Raw genomic sequence first — 17268 nt, forward strand, 5'->3', positions numbered from 1 at the left:
TGAGCGCCTCATTCTTACTCGGCGGGGTGAGGAGCAAATACGAATCGAGCACCACCAGCACTCCCAGTTGTTACGTCTACATTCCACTCATGTGCGGTTGCGATTTCGTTGACGATCGCTAACCCAAACCCAGTGTTTTCTGGCTTTGTCGAAAAGCCAATCTCAAAGATATCATCGACGAGGTCACGTGGAATTCCAACACCTGTATCTTCGACGTAGAAGCTGTCTGTCTCCGGTATGTCGCCTACTGTTATTGTTACTGGCTGGGTATTGTGTTCGATTGCATTTCGGAACAGGTTCTCTAACAGCTGTTGTAACCGTCCAATATCCGCAGTAATAGTTCGGTCTGTTTCGATCTGTAAGTTCGCATCCCCAGTTACGACTGCATCCCATGCAGTTTGACAGACCTTTGGGATGGAAACGACCTGTGTCGCCCCAATCTCTGTCCCATCCTGTGCAAGTTGGAGTAAATCTTCAATGAGTGTATTCATCCGTTCAACCGCAACCTGGATCTGGTCTATATGCTCACTCTCACAGTCATCGCTGAGCAATTCTATCCTTCCCATTGCAACGTTTAATGGCCCTCGAAGATCGTGGGAAACGACGCTCGCAAACTGACCCAGTCGCTTATTTTGCTCTTTGAGCTTTCTGTGTTGCTCTTTTTGTTTGGTGATCTCCCGGACAGTAACCAACACCCCATTAACCGGGTCTTCGTTCAAATAGTTTTGTGCCTTACTTTCGAACCAACACCAGTTCCCAGAGGCGTCCTGAACTCGATACTCTGCTGTGACGATTGTTTCGGTATCTTCGAACAGCTGTTGAAACCGTTCGATTACTGTCTCAATATCATCCGGGTGGATGTATTCTGTCGGGTGTTTTCCAGTAACATCAATTGGCCGAAAGGCTGCTGCGTCAGAAATTGGGCTTTGGTACTGGACATTCATTGACGCCTCGAGAACGAGCATGAAATCTGGGGTGTTCTCGACAAAGAATCTGAACTGTTCAAGCTCCCTTTCACGCTCTTTTCGATCGGTTATATCTGAGAAAATTGTAATAAATGCACCCTCTCGTGGTGAAAACACAGACACATCATAATGTCTGTTCAGTGCCGTTGAGTACTCTTCAAATGAAACACTCGATCCCGTAAGGGCCACCTCTCCAAAAATCTCAATAAACGGATCATTTTCAAGTCCATCTATTGTCTCCGTCCCGCGACGCCCGATAATCTCCTCTGCAGCCACCTCCATAATCTCCTCAAACCGTTCATTGACTTGTAAATACGTGTAGTCGATCGGTTCACCATTCTCATCCGTAACGATCTCTTTGAATGCAATTGCTTGCAGTGACTGTTCGAATAACCCTTCCAGAAGTTGCTGGTTCTCTTGCTGTCTGGTGACGTCGGTATAGACCCACAAATTTGCACAGCCATTTGGGAGTTCATACGGTACATAATCACGCTCGATCGTTCGACCATCAACGAGTGTGAATGTTTCACCCTCGACTGGTTCCGTCACTTGTAATCGTTCATCAATTGATCGAATAAACCGATCCGGATCTTTGAACTCGTTTTTAAGTTTATTTGCAATATCCGGACAGTATGCACCAATGAAGGTCTGTTTGGATTCAGTAACTTCAAATATCTCCAGTAGTTCCTGGTTCACCGCAAGAACCTCTCTCGACTGATCTTCGACGAGTACACCTACCGGAAGGTTCTCAATAAGCGTTTCAAAAACCGCTTGTTGTTCTGTGATCTGTGATTCCGCACGGCACTGTGCTGTTGCGTGCTCAATTCTATTGGCAAGGAGCTCATACTGTTCTGTCGCGGTTTGTTTCTGTAAATAGTCAGTTACACCCGCTGATATTGCTTCGCTTGCAACCTCTTCGCTCCCTTTTCCAGTAAATAAAATAAATGGGAGATCAGGATGATTCTGCCGAACCTGTTTCAAAAATTCGATTCCATTGAGCATCGGCATATCATAATCGGAGACGATACAGTCGATGGCATTCTCCTCTATCGTCGAAATTGCATTTTTTGCTGATGTTTCCGTTGTCACTGTGATTCGATCGCTATGACGGTTGAGGAATATCGATGCCATCTCAATAAATGTCGGATCGTCATCAACATGTAACACGTGAATATCCTGATCCATGATATGTGTCTCTTATAGACTGTCAGACAGCATGGTAAATAATAGTGCTATGGTTTCGTTTTGATTGCTTCTTGTTGTATCGTCGGCTGTTCGATGACAAATGAGAGAAGCCGATCAGCATACGATGCAAATGGTGGGCACATAACTCCAGCATCTTCGAGCACAGGTCGTGTTTTTGGGTTTGCGTATCGGGTCGGATGATCCAAATAATCAATCGTTGCAGGCTCTGCGGGGAGCTGCAACCGTTTGAGCACGCTCATCACCAATTTTGCTGTTCGTTTCGATGTCGGTGCCGGTATCACTCTGTGTCCAGTTTCGGTTGCGATTGTCGAAACAAACTCCGGGACGGAAAGTGGATGTGGGTCACAGAGCTGATATACATTACCACACGTATCTGCGCTCGAACGTAGCGCATCGATCGCATCAATGACGAAATCCTGTGGAACAACATTGAGCTCTGCAGCAGTACTTTTTGGGAGCTTTGTGATAACTGAACACCAACGTGGTTGACGTAGCAGTAACCGAATTAGATAGTATGGTCCATCATATTTCCCAGTTACGCCTGTTTTGCTATCCCCAACGACGATTGAAGGTCGATAGATCGTTGCCGGAAATCCGTCGTCCATTTTTTCTTGGACACGTACTTCGGCTTCATACTTGCTCCACTCGTAGTAATTATTGAACTGCTGGCCCTCTTTCAGGTGTGATTCAGTAAAGACACCATCGTATCTACCGCTTACGTAACACGTGCTTACGTAGTGGAACCGATCGACACCAAGTTGTGCTGCAACACTGAGAACGTGTTCCGTCCCACGAATATTGACCGCCCTTGCAATGTCTGGATCCACTGCCAAATCATATACTGCTGCAAGATGGTATAGCTCTGAGACGGCTGTTAGTTCGGGTAGCACATCCGAAAGTCCCAGCTCTGGGCGTGTGATATCCCCCTCGTATAGTTGTATTGCATCTCGGTCGCTCGTAATCTCTTGAGCGCGTTTCTCTGCACGTCCTCGATAAGCTGGTTGGATAAGACAGGCAATCGGTCCATCTCCGTGATCGATGAGGCGCTCAACAAGGGCTGACCCAAGAAATCCAGGAAACCCAGTCAGTAAGACCGTTGGTTGAGGAGACCTTGACTCTATACTCATCGAAGCCTCCTGTGGGACCCCATCTGTTTACTAAGGCTCTGTATGCGCCGCTGTATCCGTGTGAGTGCAATCAACCCGTGTATGTACCACGCGTTCGGGAGAAACGCTGGTGCCGTAATGGGACCCACCTGAGACGTTGCTACTGTCTTTGGTTCCATGAATCGATGGAGGCCTTCTGGTCCGTGTCGCCGTCCTAATCCGGAGTGTTTGACGCCACCCATTGGTGTGTCGACTGCAGCCCAGCCAGCAATATAGCCATCGTTGATGCACACTGTTCCACAGTCAAGCTGACTGGCGACCGTCTGGGCACGGTCCTGGTTTTTACTCCATACGCTTGCGTTTAGTCCATACATCGAATCGTTTGCTTTGGTAATTGCTTCAGTGACACCAGAGACAGAATATACCGATACGACTGGACCGAATGTCTCCTCAGTCGCAACCTGCATCGTTTCAGTCACGTTTGTGAGCACGGTTGGTTCATAACAGAAGGGCCCAATATCCGTTCGTCTCCGTCCCCCTGTCAGAACCTCTGCACCATGTGTTACCGCATCTGAGACGTGTGATTCGACTCGATCGAGCTGTTTTTGATTAATCAACGATCCCATCTCGGCGTCGAATGTTGTCTCCGTCCCAAGTGTAAGCCGCCTTGTTGCTCCAATAAACTCGCTTATGAACGAATCAAAGACCGACTCATCAACATAGAGTCGCTCCGTAGACAGACACAGCTGGCCTGCATTTGTAAAACACGCTTGGACAGCACCGCGGGCCGCCGTCTCTATATCTGCATCATCAAGCACAATCAGTGGGTTCTTTCCACCCAACTCAAGTGAGCAGTCAATGAGGTTTTCACCTGCACGCGCTGCAACAACCCGGCCGGTTTCCGTGCTTCCTGTAAACGTAATGTAATCTACCGTATCGATTAATTTCGACCCGACGACGGCCCCCTCACCGGTTACGACTTGGAAAACGTCGTCTGGAAGCCCTGCCTCAGTGAGTAGCTCACACAGTGCAAGTGCGATAAACGGTGTCTTTTCATCCGGTTTGAGCACAATCGTATTTCCGCCAATGAGCGCCGCAACAGCATCCGTCACCGAGAGTGTCAGTGGGTAGTTCCACGGTGAAATCACCCCCACAACGCCAACTGGTTCATATACTACTTTTGCAGTCGTTGCTGGTGGCAGTGCCCCGCGACGAACTGTTGGCGTGAGTTCATCCGTCACACTCTCTGCATAGTACGAGCACGTCTGAGGGACATCAAGTAGTTCCTCAACCGCATCGGTTCGCGATTTCCCGGTTTCTACCTGCACCAAATCCAGTAGCCATTTTTGTCGTTCAAGCACAAGATCAGCAAACCGGTTTATGATTGCACTCCGCTCCGATATTGAGGTCTGTTTCCACGATTTTTGGGCTCTTCGGCTTCGTTCAACAGCACGCCCAACTGATGCTTTCGAACAGTTTGGAACTGCGCCGATCGATTCATTTGTTGCTGGTGCAACTACGTCGATCGTTTCCGACTCAGGTGTGCGAACCAGAGCCGCAAGGTGCTGAAGGGAACGTGTATCAACTGTGGTTGTCGAAAGCACACGTGGCTCTGTGTCTGAGGAGGACATTTCGTATCTATCTGTATATTTTCCCGACTTACCGTATAGTTACACGATTTTCCGATGTGAGAACGGAACTACAGTTCACGCCGTGTTTGGGTCGTGGTTCACTCGATTGAGATTGCTGTAAGAAACACATCTTCTCGCGGCCGATCGATGTCATCAGTTTCGACCGAACCGATGTTGTTGACGACGTCCATTCCGTCAGTCACACGGCCAAAGACGGCATGTCGATCGTCAAGATGTGGCTGTTCACCTAGTGTGATAAAGAACTGTGAGCCATTTGTATCCGGGCCTGAATTTGCCATACTGAGTACACCAGGGCCATCATGCCGGAGCGATTCGTGGAACTCATCTTCGAACCGATAGCCTGGCCCACCACGGCCAGTTCCAGTCGGATCACCTGTCTGTATCATAAATCCATCAATGACGCGGTGAAAGAGCACATCGGTGTAGAGTGGCTCCTCGGATATTTCTTCGCCAGTCTCGGGATCGATCCACGCCTGTCTACCGGTTGCAAGGCCAACAAAATTGTTCACTGTGTTCGGCACCCGGTCGTGGTATAGTTCGATCGAGATGTCGCCCATCGTCGTCTCTATCACTGCATCGATTGAGTCAGTCTGTGTCCCTGTCGGGTTCGCTGCTGCTGTATCGTCTGAGTCTGGTACCTCCTCCGTTGGTGAACTGGCAGCTGATTCCGATTGTCCTCCAAGACAGCCAGAGGCAAACAGTATACCACCCGAAGCAAGTCCTACGAGAAGCGTCCGGCGATCTGTGGATTTTACGGAGGTCACAATAGAAGCTATTTCACAGCGATAGAATATGACTGTATGGTCTTGCGGCGGCTGCACACAGCAAACGAGGTGTTTTATTTTGTACCTGAGATGAGTGTGTATGTCAACTAGACCGTTTGTTATTGTTGGTGGAGATGCTGCCGGGTTAAGTGCTGCAAGCAAGTGCAAGCGCGAGGAACCAGATCGCGATGTGATCGTTTTTGAAAAAGGAAATTGGATCTCATACGCCCATTGCGGACTTCCGTATTTTATTGGGGGCGTTGTTGACTCGCTTTCGGACCTTCTCTCACTCTCGCCGACACAAGTCAGAGAGCGTGGAATCGATCTCCGCCGAAATCATGAAGTGATCGCGGTTAACCCAGCAGAACAAACGGTAACTGTTCGCTGCGAAAAGACGACGTTCGAACAGCCATTTGGCGATCTTCTCATTGGAACCGGTGCTCGACCCGTTTCTGGACCGTTTGATCTTTCAACGCTTGATGGCGTGTTTACGGTGCATGGGATCGATAGTGCCGCAGCGATCGATGCGTATCTATCTGATCCGGAGGCGTATGATGAATCTACGCTTGGAGAAGGGCCGGTTGATCGCGATCAAATTACTCATAATCGACAGTTTTCGTCTCCACATACGGCAGCGATCGTTGGCGGTGGCTATGTTGGCGTTGAGATGGCTGAAGCGCTCATCGAACGTGGACTTGATGTACACCTGTTTCAGCGTTCGGGGCATATTCTCCCACCGTTTGGCGACTCGATCGCAGCTGTTGTTGAGCCGCATCTACGTTCAAAAGGTGTTCACGTCCACACAAACACACCTGTCACCAGGCTTGTTGGTGATGACGATGGCCGGGTTAGTGGCGTCCAGACTGCCTCGGAAACAATCGATGCGCAGCTTGTTATTGTTGGCGTTGGGATCCGTCCGAATACCGATCTTCTCTCCGAGACCGAGATCTCGATTGGCGAAGGCAGTGCGATCCGGACCGACGAATACGGGCGTACGTCACTCCAGAATATCTACGCGGCTGGTGATGTTGCAACATCAACGCACACCGTTACTGGTGAGGAGACGTGGGTTCCGCTCGGCCTTACCGCAAATAGAGCAGGGCGAGCGATTGGAACAACCGTTGCCGGTACGGAAACGTCGGTTGGTGAGATTGCAGGGACTGCAGTGTTGAAAGCGTTTGATTTGGAGTGTGGTCGAACCGGAATTATTGACAAAGATGATGCGCGAAATCATGGATTCGACCCAATTTCGGCGACAATTACTGCGGGCTCTCGATCGGGCTACTACCCTGGAAACTCCGAGACTACGGTTACATTGGTCTGTGATCAACAGACAGAGCGGCTTCTTGGTGGTGCGATTGTTGGCTCCGATCGCGCAGCCGTCCGCATCAATACGATCGCAACCGCGTTACAAGCAGATCGTACCGTTTCCGACGTTGAGCAGCTTGATCTTGCGTATGCTCCACCGTTTAGCCCGGTGTGGGACCCAATTCTTGTCGCGGCAAAAGTTCTTAACGGCAAACTCTGACACACATCGGGTCGCTTTTGAAATATCTTGTTTGGATCCTGAGTATGCTCTCTAAAGAAACAGCGAGAGTTCCACGGGTCACCTGACCCGTGGTCGTTTACACCATTACGGAGATATCTCTGTAATAGAGCTAACTGGACCCCCAAAATGCTCATAACTCGGCTTCCTAACCAGTTTGATTTAAATATTCAAAGTCTGTATATTTACATGTGAGCTCAGTAGAGTCTAGCTCTCAGTTTCGAGTATCTGTCAACAATTTGGGTGGAATTGATTCAACTGTTGTTGAACTCGGAAGTGGGGTAAACGTTTTATCGGGCAGGAACGCAACCAATCGAACATCGTTTCTTCGGTCAATTATGGGTGCATTGGGCAGCGATCGTGTATCGCTAAAGGCAGATTCCGAGGAAGGATCCGTCGAACTCGCGCTCGATGGTGAAACCTACACACGGACGCTGGAACGCCGAAACGACGTCGTCGTTCGCTCTGGTGAGCCATATCTTGATGATTCAACCGTTGCTGATCTATTCGCGTTCTTGCTTGAATCAAACGAAGCAAGACAAGCAGTTGCCCGCGGTGATGACCTTCGGGAACTCATCATGCGTCCGATCGACACAGAACAGATCCGGACAGAGATTGAACGGGTTCGATCGGATCGAAAACGCATTGATAACGAGATCGAACGGATCAAATCGCTCAAATCCAAACTTCCAACACTTGAATCTCGACGAGGTGATCTTCGCGAACAGATTGCTGAAGTTGAGGCTGAACTCGAGACAAAACGAAACGCACTGGACGAATCTGAAAATAAGAACTCTGATGACTCAGACCAGTCGCAAAAGCGCGAACAAAAGCTCAGTGAGCTTCAATCAGCGCAATCACAGCTTGAGAATACCCGGTTCCAGATTGAAACTGAAACAGAGAGTATCGAGACACTACAAGCAGAGATCGAATCGCTCCATGAGGAGTTAGAATCGTTGCCGGACACAATCGATATTGACCCGGCTGCGATCGATGCAGAGTTGGACCAACTCCGCGAGAAACAGTCATCACTAAACGCAAACACGACACAACTACAGAGCATCATCCAGTTCAACGAAGAGATGCTCAATGGAACGAACGCAGAGATTGCGGCCGCTCTCCGCGAGGATGAGTCTCAATCTGTCACTGATCAGCTCCTCGCTGACACAGACAGTGTCATTTGTTGGACCTGTGGAAGCGAGGTTGAGACAACGCAGATCGAATCCACAATCGACTCGCTCCGTAATCTTCGCAAACAGAAACTATCTGAGCGATCGAAGATCAAATCGAAGATCAGTGACCTCAAAACGAAACGACAGGACGCACAAAAGAAATCACAGCGGAAGTCATCCGTCTCTCGGCAGATCGACCGCGCCGAACGTGAGATCGAAGAACGGAAAGAGCGGCTTCAATCGCTCAAAGACCGTCGCACGGAACTTGCAACCCAAGCGGAAACGCTCGAAGACGAAATCGAGACGCTCGCTGCTGCGGAGGAGAACGAAACGCTTGATCAGCACAAAGCGGTGACGAAACTTGAGCTTCAGCTTGATCGACTCACTGATAATCTAACCGCCCTCGAACGTGAGATTGAAGAGACTGAAACGGAGATTGATGGGCTCAGTCAACTCGAAGACGACCGAGAGGACGCAACGGAACGACTTGCTGAGCTCCGAACCAAGATCGAATCGATCGAGAGACAGTCCGTTGACGCATTCAATACGCATATGGAATCCGTGCTGGATATCTTAGGGTACGAAAATATCGAACGGATCTGGATCGAACGGACTGAAAAAACGGTTCGAGAAGGCCGTCGCAAAGTTGATCGATCAGTATTTACGCTGCACATCGTTCGTCAGAATGAGAACGGTGCTGCCTATGAGGATACGATTGATCACCTAAGCGAAAGCGAGCGGGAGGTGACTGGGCTCGTCTTCGCCTTGGCTGGCTATCTTGTCCATGACGTCCATGAGACTGTGCCGATTATGATCCTCGACTCGCTTGAGGCGATTGACTCAAATCGGATTGCACAACTGATAGAGTATTTTGAGGCATACGCTGATACAATCGTTGTTGCGCTCCTGCCTGAGGATGCGGAAGCGCTTGATTCGGGCTACAACTACGTCGAAGCAATATAGCGCTCACCAGTTTGACTCTGACGCCGTTTTCACTACCTTAGCGAGAACGATGCGCTGCTCTCACTTATGTTGAATAGGTAGCTATTGTTAGATAGGTACCTATTATAAAATTGGTTATGTGATCCCTTGTACACTGTTCTTTAGCTTTGTGAGACCAACGTTCAGAGTCGTTCCCTTTGAAGCCGATCGGTCAGTGCATCAAGATGGCCGTGGCCAACGACTGCGACAATTGACTCTGCATCTTTCGAGAGCGACATCAGGCGTGCTGCCATATGCTCATCACGGGTTACGTCACGAACATGCGCTGCACGCGGTGGTTCAAGAGCGTTCATAACCGCTTGTGCACGTTGTATCTGTCGCATCTCGTCAGCCGCTTGTACAGTCGGATCATCGTCTGCTGTTGTTTCGTACGAAATTTGATTCTCTATGGGCCCGCTGTCGGCTGTCTGGCTTGTTAACAGGCCATATGTTGCGTATCGAAGTGTCGTTTTTGACATCGAAAACAGGTTTCCGAGCACATTCCGTGTTGTGCCTACTGAAGTCCGATCTTCGTGCAACTGTCTGAGCAACCGGTACACAAATCGACACGATGGCCCATCGATACCGACTACATTTGTCGTCTCTGCGGCTTGTATTGCCGAACTCATCTCGCCGCCATACGCTGGTGGTGTCTGGGTGTCATCTGCATACCTCCGGAAGAGTGAGAGTGCAAGCGGTGGTAATTCAACCGCGAGGAGATCGGGTTGATTCATCGTGAGGTACGATCGGACCCGATACTTGCTTGCAGGATGATCGTGAACGACACCGATCAGTGTGATACGTCCGGTTTGCGTCTCTAGTTCTCGGATGTGATCGCCCGTTACTCGTGGATCTGTCGCTGTTGTTTTTTCAGTCATTGTGCCCGGTCTGTTTCTTTTTATTTGAGCCCCAGTTGCCCGAGTGGAGTTATCTTCGCTAGTTGGAGATGTATAATAAGCTTTGTTTACCACCGGTCCATTCCGTATTTCCAATAGGTCCGTTGATCATCACGTTTCGTTCAGTCGTGCAAACACGTATGGGGCTTGAGACTATACTGAAAATATGGTTGCTGTAGGCGATCGTGCACCGGATTTCACCCTGCCACTTGCAGGCGGAGACGCATATAATGATCTTACTGAGTTTCAACTATCTGCAGCACTTGGGGACGGGCCGATCGTGCTCGCATTCTATCCTGCTGCGTTTACTAGCGGTTGTACCGAAGAGATGTGCGCGTTCCGAGACGCAATGGCGCAGTTCAATGAACTCAATGCTACAGTGTACGGTATTAGCGTTGATCTCCCGTTTGCACAGAATATCTGGATTCAATCAGAGTCGTTGAACTTTCCGATGCTCTCGGATTGGGACCACGAGGTGATCAATAAATACGATGTTGTTCAAGAAGACATGTATGGGATGATTGAAGTCGCACAGCGGAGCATCTTCATTCTTGATTCGGATGGAACGGTTGTGTACAAATGGGTTCGAGACAGCGGCAATCCGGAGTTTGAACCGTTCATATCGGAGCTTCGGGAGGAGGTTGCAACACTCACAAAGTAAGGTTACCGAGCCACAACACTCTTCATGGCTCCCTTCGGTGGTAGGTGTGTTAGCTATGCCGGAGAAACAGACGACACCTGAGTGGGACTTTTCTGAGCGGGATATCCATATCCTCCGAGAGCTTTCTCGGGATCCACAGCTCTCCTCTCGTGAACTTCGTGATATATTGGATGAGAAGTATGGAATCAGCGTCTCTCACGTAACAGTTAGTGAATCAATCAGACGAATGCGTGATCATGACGTGTTTCGTGAGGCAATCGTCCCGAATGAAGAGTTTCTGTTCTTTTCGCTCTTTGAGTTCCAGTTTAATCCAGAGGGTTTCGAAGCGAACTGGCGTGCTGCGCTTGAATACATTATGAATGACAAACACACATTCATGTACTTTCTCTCGGATGGTGAGTACCAGTGGAAGACGATCATGATGTTCCGCGATCGACAACAAGAGTCAGAATGGATCCACGAATTCTATAAAGAGCATGGTAATCTTATCAACAATCTCCGAAATTCGGTCGTTACAAACGTACTGAAATTCGGGACTGACCCGGAACTGTTTGATATTTTTAGTGGCGATGATACGTAACTTCCACTAGCTGTGTTTGTCACCGTGTGCTACACTGTTCGATCAATTGATTATTATTCAAACAAATCACAATTGGCTATTGACACATCAGACCCAAAAACTCAATACGAACGTACATAGAGAAGAGGTCGATGATCCAGCGTTACTGTACGCACGGGTGAGAACCAATGAATGAGCCATCGAAACTGTTTGAATCCGCTGCTGTACTCCCTGACTTGTCGGACCGTGTTGCGATCGTCACCGGTGGTGGCAGAGGTATTGGCCGTGCAATTACACTTGGGCTTGCGGCGGCGGGAGCGACTGTCGTTCCCTCTGCCCGAACCGCGTCTGAAATCGAAACCGTCGCTGCAGAAGCCGCTGGGTTTGGTGCCCCCACCAAGGCAGTCACGGCAGATGTCACAAACAGTGATGACGTTGATTCTCTCGTTACAGAGACGATCGATACGTTTGGCCAAGTAGATGTTATTGTTAACAACGCTGGGTTTAATCCAGCGTCTGCATTGGGCGACCCAACCGATCTCTCAGATGATGCGATAACTGCTGTCCTTGATGTCAACCTCCGCGGCGCATTTCGACTCGTTCGGGCAGGTGGTGATGCACTTTCGGAAACGAACGGCTGTGTAATCAATATTGCAAGCGTTGCTGGCCTTGTTGGGCTACCTCGTCAACACCCCTACGTTGCTTCGAAACACGGTCTTGTTGGACTGACAAAAAGTATGGCGATCGACTGGGCACCAGCTGTTCGGGTGAACGCGGTCGCACCAGGCTATGTTGCAACGGAGCTCACGGAACCACTCCAAGAGAACGAACGGCTCAGGCAATCAATTCTCGATCGGACACCTCTCAATCGGTTCGCCGAGCCAATAGAGATTGCCGGGCCTGTTGTCTTTTTAGCAAGTGACGCAGCGAGCTTTATTACCGGTGAGACGATCGCAGCGGATGGTGGCTGGACCTGTCGATAGTCCCGTTACGGCTTTGTTGCGACAATAAAAAACGTCTCTGGGCGGTTCGATTGCATCGTAATCTCGAACCCTGCATCCGTCAGCGCCTCAATAGCGTCCTGCATACTGAATCGCTCCGCTCGCGGTGGTCCTGCCTCCCCATCACCATCTTTTGCCCAGTCGATCGTCACGAGCCTCCCACCGGGTTTGAGCACGGTAAAAAGCGTTGCAAGCGCTGCAGGTGTTGCAAACTCGTGATAGGTCATTGTCGAGAAGGCAGCATCCAGTGTGTCCGGTTCGAATGGGAGATCTGAAATATCTGATGTGACGAATTCAACGTTCTCTGGCGCACCCTTTTCTTTGTAGTACGTATGCATTTCTGGCTGAATATCAACCGCATACACCGTCTTTACAAATGGTGATATATCGTCGGTAAAGAATCCAGTCCCGCTTCCAAGATCGGCAACAGTAGCTGTTGGTTTTGGATCGATCGCTGCAATCAATTCCTCGCGCGAGGTGTATCGATACCGCCTTTCAGCATTCTCTAATCGGTCTGCGTTCGCAGCATCGAACGTATGAAATCCCATATGAAATGTGACTTCCCAACGGTCTAAAATCAACCGATATTGTACGAATCACAAAATATTATGCTATCGTACAACCGTGGTTGGGACCGTTGCTCTTCGGACAACCGTTTCTGCGACACTTCCCAATAGCACTCGCGCTGCTCCATCGCGTCCTTTGCTTCCCATTACGATGTGATCGACATCGTTCTCATCAGCGAAGGTGACGATTTTGTTTGCAGGACGCCCAACATCGATGATCGTTTCAATTTTAATTTTTGGATCTATGTCGATGTTCTCTGTGAGCGTTTTAAACAACCCTTCTGCTCGCTCTTTTTGTGCTTCGTACATTGCCTCCGTGTACATACCCGGGTCAGCGTTGTGGCTATACAACGAAGACGGTGTGATCACATGCAGCAGGACAACTGTATCCGGTGAGATCGTCTCGCAGGCGTATTCAAATGCTTGGTGTGACTCTTTTGAGCCGTCGATCGGAACAAGAACTTTTGTCATACCTATGTATTTTTTCGTGCAGTACATAATGATTCACCACTCGCTTCAAAAATAAGAACGACAGAAAGAATGATATATTCCTTTTGATGACTGTGTAACAGATGCTGTTTGTGCAATCTCTCTAGCATTTGGCTCTGTTATGTTCCTCCTCATTTTCACTGCGCTAACGCTGTTCATTATAACACACACAGATGCGTTCATTTTGTTGGTTGCATTTTGCACCGACGCTGAGTACAGCACGCGTGAGGTATTCGTCGGTCATGCGATCGGTTTTAGTGGCACGATCGTCGCGGTGATTCTTGGATCCGTATTTGCAAGCGAGATTATCCAACAGCGTGCATTTCTGTTTGGGATTGTTCCACTGGTACTTGGAATCTGGGGTATACTCAACCGTGGTGAGTCAACACCGTTGCCGAGTGGGACGCATCATACGACACATCTCGGACGCATTTGGGTCGTTACCGTCGCAAGCCTTGGCCTTGCAGGGGAGAATTTAGCGATCTTGATCCCATTTTTCCTCGGCTTCACACCGTTTGAGCTTGCGCTCATTATTTTGTTGTACGTGTTCTGCGGTGGGATGTTGTTTGTCCTCGCGCTCTTTACAGCTCGAAAAACAACCTCGATTGGTCTGCCACCGTGGCTCGAAGAGTGGGTTGTCCCGTTTACACTGATCGCTGTTGGTGTGTACGTCCTCTCAACAGGATATGTTACGGCTTAGTCAGCGCGCCACTCGGTTGCAATCTGCTGTCTCGATCGACTCTCCATCTCTCCATCTCGAAAGACTGAGACTCGGCCTGATTCTTCACTGAGCGTGATGGTTGCGATGACCTCTGGTCTGACTGATGTTTCGATCGCACTCATGTGTCTCGCACCCATCCACGGTTTGTAGTTAACAGTCTTGATTCGAGAGCCGTTCTCGCTAGGTACCGTTCCTAAATCCCGGAAACGGACCATCGTTGGCTCAATTTGGCCATCTACAGCAATGACGACACCGCCATCACATTCTAAGCAAACCGTCTCACAGGCATCATAGAACGCATCTTCATGATATACGGACATGCACTGACTGATCGGCCACTGATTTTTGCCCATAATATCTGCATACTCACCATACTGTCGATCTGCAATAACCGCGATATAGACTCCCGGACCTTTTATTCGAGGGCTGTTCCATTCCGAAAATGAGAGGCTGATAGACTCTAAACAGTATCTGACACGATCGACAATCTCAACAACATTCTCGTGATCCCCGTATGAAATCTGTAAAGCCATATCTAACACTGGCAGGCATGAAGCAAGTAGCTACTCTTCTATTAAATTATCCTACTGGGACGGTATGCCCACCGTCCAAATTTGTGACTGTGCCTCCTGTTCGTTAGTCTCTAGTGTTCGTATGACTCCGCCTGCGGTAATGTTAATCCTAATATTATCGAGATGAGGTGCGAAAACCCACGACTAAAATCGGGGATGGATGTCACCAATTGCGCTGATCTACAAATAAGCAAGGCGGTTCACAAGTTCGGGTGCTGTTTTTGCCTCAGTTGTAGTAGCGAGCCATCTCTCGTTTCATCGTCTGCATACGATCGATCCGTAATCGCCTTTTCCATCGCATGTATTTTTCAAACCCACAGTGACCTATATTGAGTCCCAGAAGGCCATGTTTTTTTATATATTCCTTGGTAACAATTCGTTCGGCATCGCATGAGCAGGATGCCAACTCTCTCATTCAATTTTGTAGCTATGAGACAATAATGTGCCCACATTAAGCCGCAGTCGATCGCATGTTAGCGCTCATCTGTGAACCGCTACAAGAGCGCAGTTTACAAATACGACAATAAATATATGATATTATCTTTAATTAACTTTATTTCAAATACGAGTTTATGAATTTGCAAATATTGTACGTTTTGATGAAAAGATTACTGAACAACACTAAAATAGCATACGATTATACACCTATCTTACCCATAACATTTAAAAACCAGCACCGTATCTGGTCATAATATGTCTCGTGAGAACAAGACGCAACGATTCAACCGACGTGGATTTATCGGCGCGACCAGTGCTGCTGTTGCACTGGGGTTGGCCGGTTGTGTCGGTAACGGTGGCGAAGAGGATGATTCACCGCTTGGTGAAGGCAATGGTGGTAACGGAAACGGTAATGGTGGAGACACCCCCGACGGTGAGTTCCTTCACGTAACCCAAGAAGTGAGTCCACTCGAGTGGGATCCAATCGTCATCAACGATGTTTATTCGAACCAAATTGCGAATATGATGTATGATGGGCTCTATCAGTACGATGCTGGATTAGATCTGGAGCCGAAGATTGCAGCAAGTGAGCCTGAGGTCGAAAACGATGGCACACGCTATATCTTCCCACTTCGTGAGGAAGCGATGTTCCAAAACGGCGATCCTGTTACCGCAGAGGACGTCGAACATACGTTCCTTGCACCTGTTGAAGAGTCCACACAGAACAGTGCAGAAGTGGATATGATTTCTGATACCGAAATCATTGATGAACACACACTGCAGGTTGATCTCGACTTCCCATTCGGTCCATTCGCAACATCAACTATCGTCCGGAATGTTGTCCCGAAAGATGTCCGACTTGATGACCCAGAAGCATTTAACAGTGACTCTCCTGTTGGATCTGGCCCATTCCAGTTTGTTGACTGGACAGAGGGAGAGTTTGTCGAGTTAGAACGGTGGGATGACTACTGGGATGATAATGACGAACTAGCAAACATTGCGGAAATTAGGTATGAGCCTGTTGAAGAGGACACAACCCGTGTAACACGTCTTGAAACACAGGAAACCGACGTTATCATGGGGATTCCTGCACAGCTGTATGAGAGTGTTGAAGGGATTAGCCATGCACGGATTGAAGAGATCCAGAGTATCTCTTACTTCTACGTTGCTTTCAATACGAACGAAGGGCCAACCGCAACACGTGAGGTTCGTGAGGCGGTCGAACATTCGATCGATATGAGCGGCTTCATTCAGCAACAAGTTGAACCCGCAGGGAGCCACGTAGTCTCGCCAGTCCCAACAGAGCTTGCAGAAGAGTGGGACTTCCCGCTCGATCGGTGGGCAGATATGGAACTTGAACAGGATCTTGATCGTGCACAAGAACTTCTCGATGAGCATGCGCCAGATGACTGGCAACCAACGATTATTGTCCCACCGGATGACCTCCGAGAGCGGCTTGGCGAGGTTATTGCGAGTTCGCTGAACGACCTCGGCTACGATGCCGGTGTCCAGCGACTTGACTGGGGTCAGTTTACTGAAACATACCAGACGGGTGACTCGGATGAATTCCAAATGTATGCACTTGGCTGGTCTGGAGGCGGTGATCCTGATGACTTTATCTACAATCTGTTCCACGAAAGCGTTGCAGGAGAAGGTGGAACGCAAGGTCACTTCTACGATAATCCATCGTTCCACGATAATATCACTGCTGCTCGTCAGTCAGCAGACTTCGATGAGCGTCGGGACCTCTACATCGAGGTTGTCGATGAGATCCTCGAAGAGAAGATTCACATGCCCGCATACGGCCTTATGAGCTCTATGGGAGTCAACGATCGTGTTGGTGATCTTCCGGCTCACCCTGTCTCTTCGGAGAACCCACGTGTTATTTCATCGTACAATAACACGACCGTCGAGTAATCATAACCGTAACTCTCTAAAACACCCGTTTCTTTGATTTCAGTATCGGTATCACA

General features: G+C 49.0%; 15 protein-coding genes. 7 read left to right on the plus strand and 8 right to left on the minus strand.

The genetic code is table 11. The features are described from left to right. Window positions 1-14: 14 nt before the first annotated feature. From AArcSt2_RS14625 to AArcSt2_RS14640, 4 genes are all read right to left on the minus strand, one after another. Window positions 15-2150 carry a PAS domain-containing protein gene (locus AArcSt2_RS14625; protein WP_250585665.1) on the minus strand — a complete coding sequence of 712 codons (2136 nt, stop codon included), beginning with the start codon at window positions 2148-2150 and terminating at the stop codon, window positions 15-17. Window positions 2151-2197: 47 nt separating this feature from the next. Continuing rightward, a complete protein-coding gene (locus tag AArcSt2_RS14630) occupies window positions 2198-3298 on the minus strand; it encodes an SDR family oxidoreductase (protein WP_250585667.1) in 1101 nt (366 codons plus the stop codon). After that, window positions 3295-4908: a succinic semialdehyde dehydrogenase gene (locus AArcSt2_RS14635; protein ID WP_250585669.1), complete on the minus strand. Its 1614-nt coding sequence runs from the start codon at window positions 4906-4908 to the stop codon at window positions 3295-3297. Before AArcSt2_RS14635 ends, AArcSt2_RS14630 begins: the two co-directional genes overlap by 4 nt. A gap of 98 nt (window positions 4909-5006) precedes the next feature. Beyond that, window positions 5007-5486: a peptidylprolyl isomerase gene (locus AArcSt2_RS14640; protein ID WP_250585735.1), complete on the minus strand. Its 480-nt coding sequence runs from the start codon at window positions 5484-5486 to the stop codon at window positions 5007-5009. 307 nt (window positions 5487-5793) lie between these two features. On the opposite strand from AArcSt2_RS14640, the gene AArcSt2_RS14645 reads away from it, so the two are divergent. Together AArcSt2_RS14645 and AArcSt2_RS14650 are read left to right on the plus strand one after the other, a co-directional pair. Beyond that, on the plus strand, window positions 5794-7221 hold the full coding sequence (locus tag AArcSt2_RS14645) for an FAD-dependent oxidoreductase (RefSeq protein ID WP_250585671.1): 1428 nt from the start codon (window positions 5794-5796) through the stop codon (window positions 7219-7221). Window positions 7222-7430: 209 nt separating this feature from the next. Next, complete coding sequence (locus AArcSt2_RS14650) at window positions 7431-9374, plus strand: archaea-specific SMC-related protein (RefSeq protein ID WP_343233295.1); 1944 nt, start codon at window positions 7431-7433, stop codon at window positions 9372-9374. A gap of 161 nt (window positions 9375-9535) precedes the next feature. On the opposite strand, the gene AArcSt2_RS14655 is transcribed toward AArcSt2_RS14650, so the two are convergent. After that, window positions 9536-10270: a hypothetical protein gene (locus AArcSt2_RS14655; protein WP_250585675.1), complete on the minus strand. Its 735-nt coding sequence runs from the start codon at window positions 10268-10270 to the stop codon at window positions 9536-9538. A 184-nt stretch (window positions 10271-10454) separates the two neighbouring features. Between AArcSt2_RS14655 and AArcSt2_RS14660 the strand changes: the two genes are divergently transcribed. The 3 genes from AArcSt2_RS14660 (at window position 10455) to AArcSt2_RS14670 (ending at window position 12491) form a co-directional block, all read left to right on the plus strand. Then, window positions 10455-10949: a redoxin domain-containing protein gene (locus AArcSt2_RS14660; protein ID WP_250585677.1), complete on the plus strand. Its 495-nt coding sequence runs from the start codon at window positions 10455-10457 to the stop codon at window positions 10947-10949. A gap of 55 nt (window positions 10950-11004) precedes the next feature. Next, window positions 11005-11529, plus strand: a complete 525-nt coding sequence (locus tag AArcSt2_RS14665) for a winged helix-turn-helix domain-containing protein (RefSeq protein WP_174654862.1) — start codon at window positions 11005-11007, stop codon at window positions 11527-11529. 167 nt (window positions 11530-11696) lie between these two features. Further along, a complete protein-coding gene (locus AArcSt2_RS14670) occupies window positions 11697-12491 on the plus strand; it encodes an SDR family NAD(P)-dependent oxidoreductase (protein ID WP_250585679.1) in 795 nt (264 codons plus the stop codon). A 5-nt stretch (window positions 12492-12496) separates the two neighbouring features. On the opposite strand, the gene AArcSt2_RS14675 is transcribed toward AArcSt2_RS14670, so the two are convergent. Both AArcSt2_RS14675 and AArcSt2_RS14680 read right to left on the minus strand, forming a co-directional pair. Further along, window positions 12497-13057: a class I SAM-dependent methyltransferase gene (locus AArcSt2_RS14675; RefSeq protein ID WP_174654860.1), complete on the minus strand. Its 561-nt coding sequence runs from the start codon at window positions 13055-13057 to the stop codon at window positions 12497-12499. A gap of 63 nt (window positions 13058-13120) precedes the next feature. Next, window positions 13121-13546 (minus strand): universal stress protein, encoded by a 426-nt coding sequence (locus AArcSt2_RS14680; protein WP_250585681.1) that lies wholly within the window; start codon window positions 13544-13546, stop codon window positions 13121-13123. A 139-nt stretch (window positions 13547-13685) separates the two neighbouring features. On the opposite strand from AArcSt2_RS14680, the gene AArcSt2_RS14685 reads away from it, so the two are divergent. Then, window positions 13686-14264 (plus strand): cadmium resistance transporter, encoded by a 579-nt coding sequence (locus AArcSt2_RS14685; RefSeq protein ID WP_174654859.1) that lies wholly within the window; start codon window positions 13686-13688, stop codon window positions 14262-14264. Here AArcSt2_RS14685 and AArcSt2_RS14690 read toward each other — a convergent pair. After that, window positions 14261-14818 (minus strand): diadenylate cyclase, encoded by a 558-nt coding sequence (locus AArcSt2_RS14690; protein ID WP_250585683.1) that lies wholly within the window; start codon window positions 14816-14818, stop codon window positions 14261-14263. The genes AArcSt2_RS14685 and AArcSt2_RS14690 overlap by 4 nt on opposite strands. Window positions 14819-15550: 732 nt before the next feature. On the opposite strand from AArcSt2_RS14690, the gene AArcSt2_RS14695 reads away from it, so the two are divergent. Further along, window positions 15551-17212 (plus strand): ABC transporter substrate-binding protein, encoded by a 1662-nt coding sequence (locus AArcSt2_RS14695; RefSeq protein ID WP_250585686.1) that lies wholly within the window; start codon window positions 15551-15553, stop codon window positions 17210-17212. Window positions 17213-17268 lie beyond the last annotated feature (56 nt).

The organism is Natronocalculus amylovorans (assembly GCF_023638035.1).
Classification (GTDB): Archaea; Halobacteriota; Halobacteria; order Halobacteriales; family Haloferacaceae; genus Natronocalculus; species Natronocalculus amylovorans.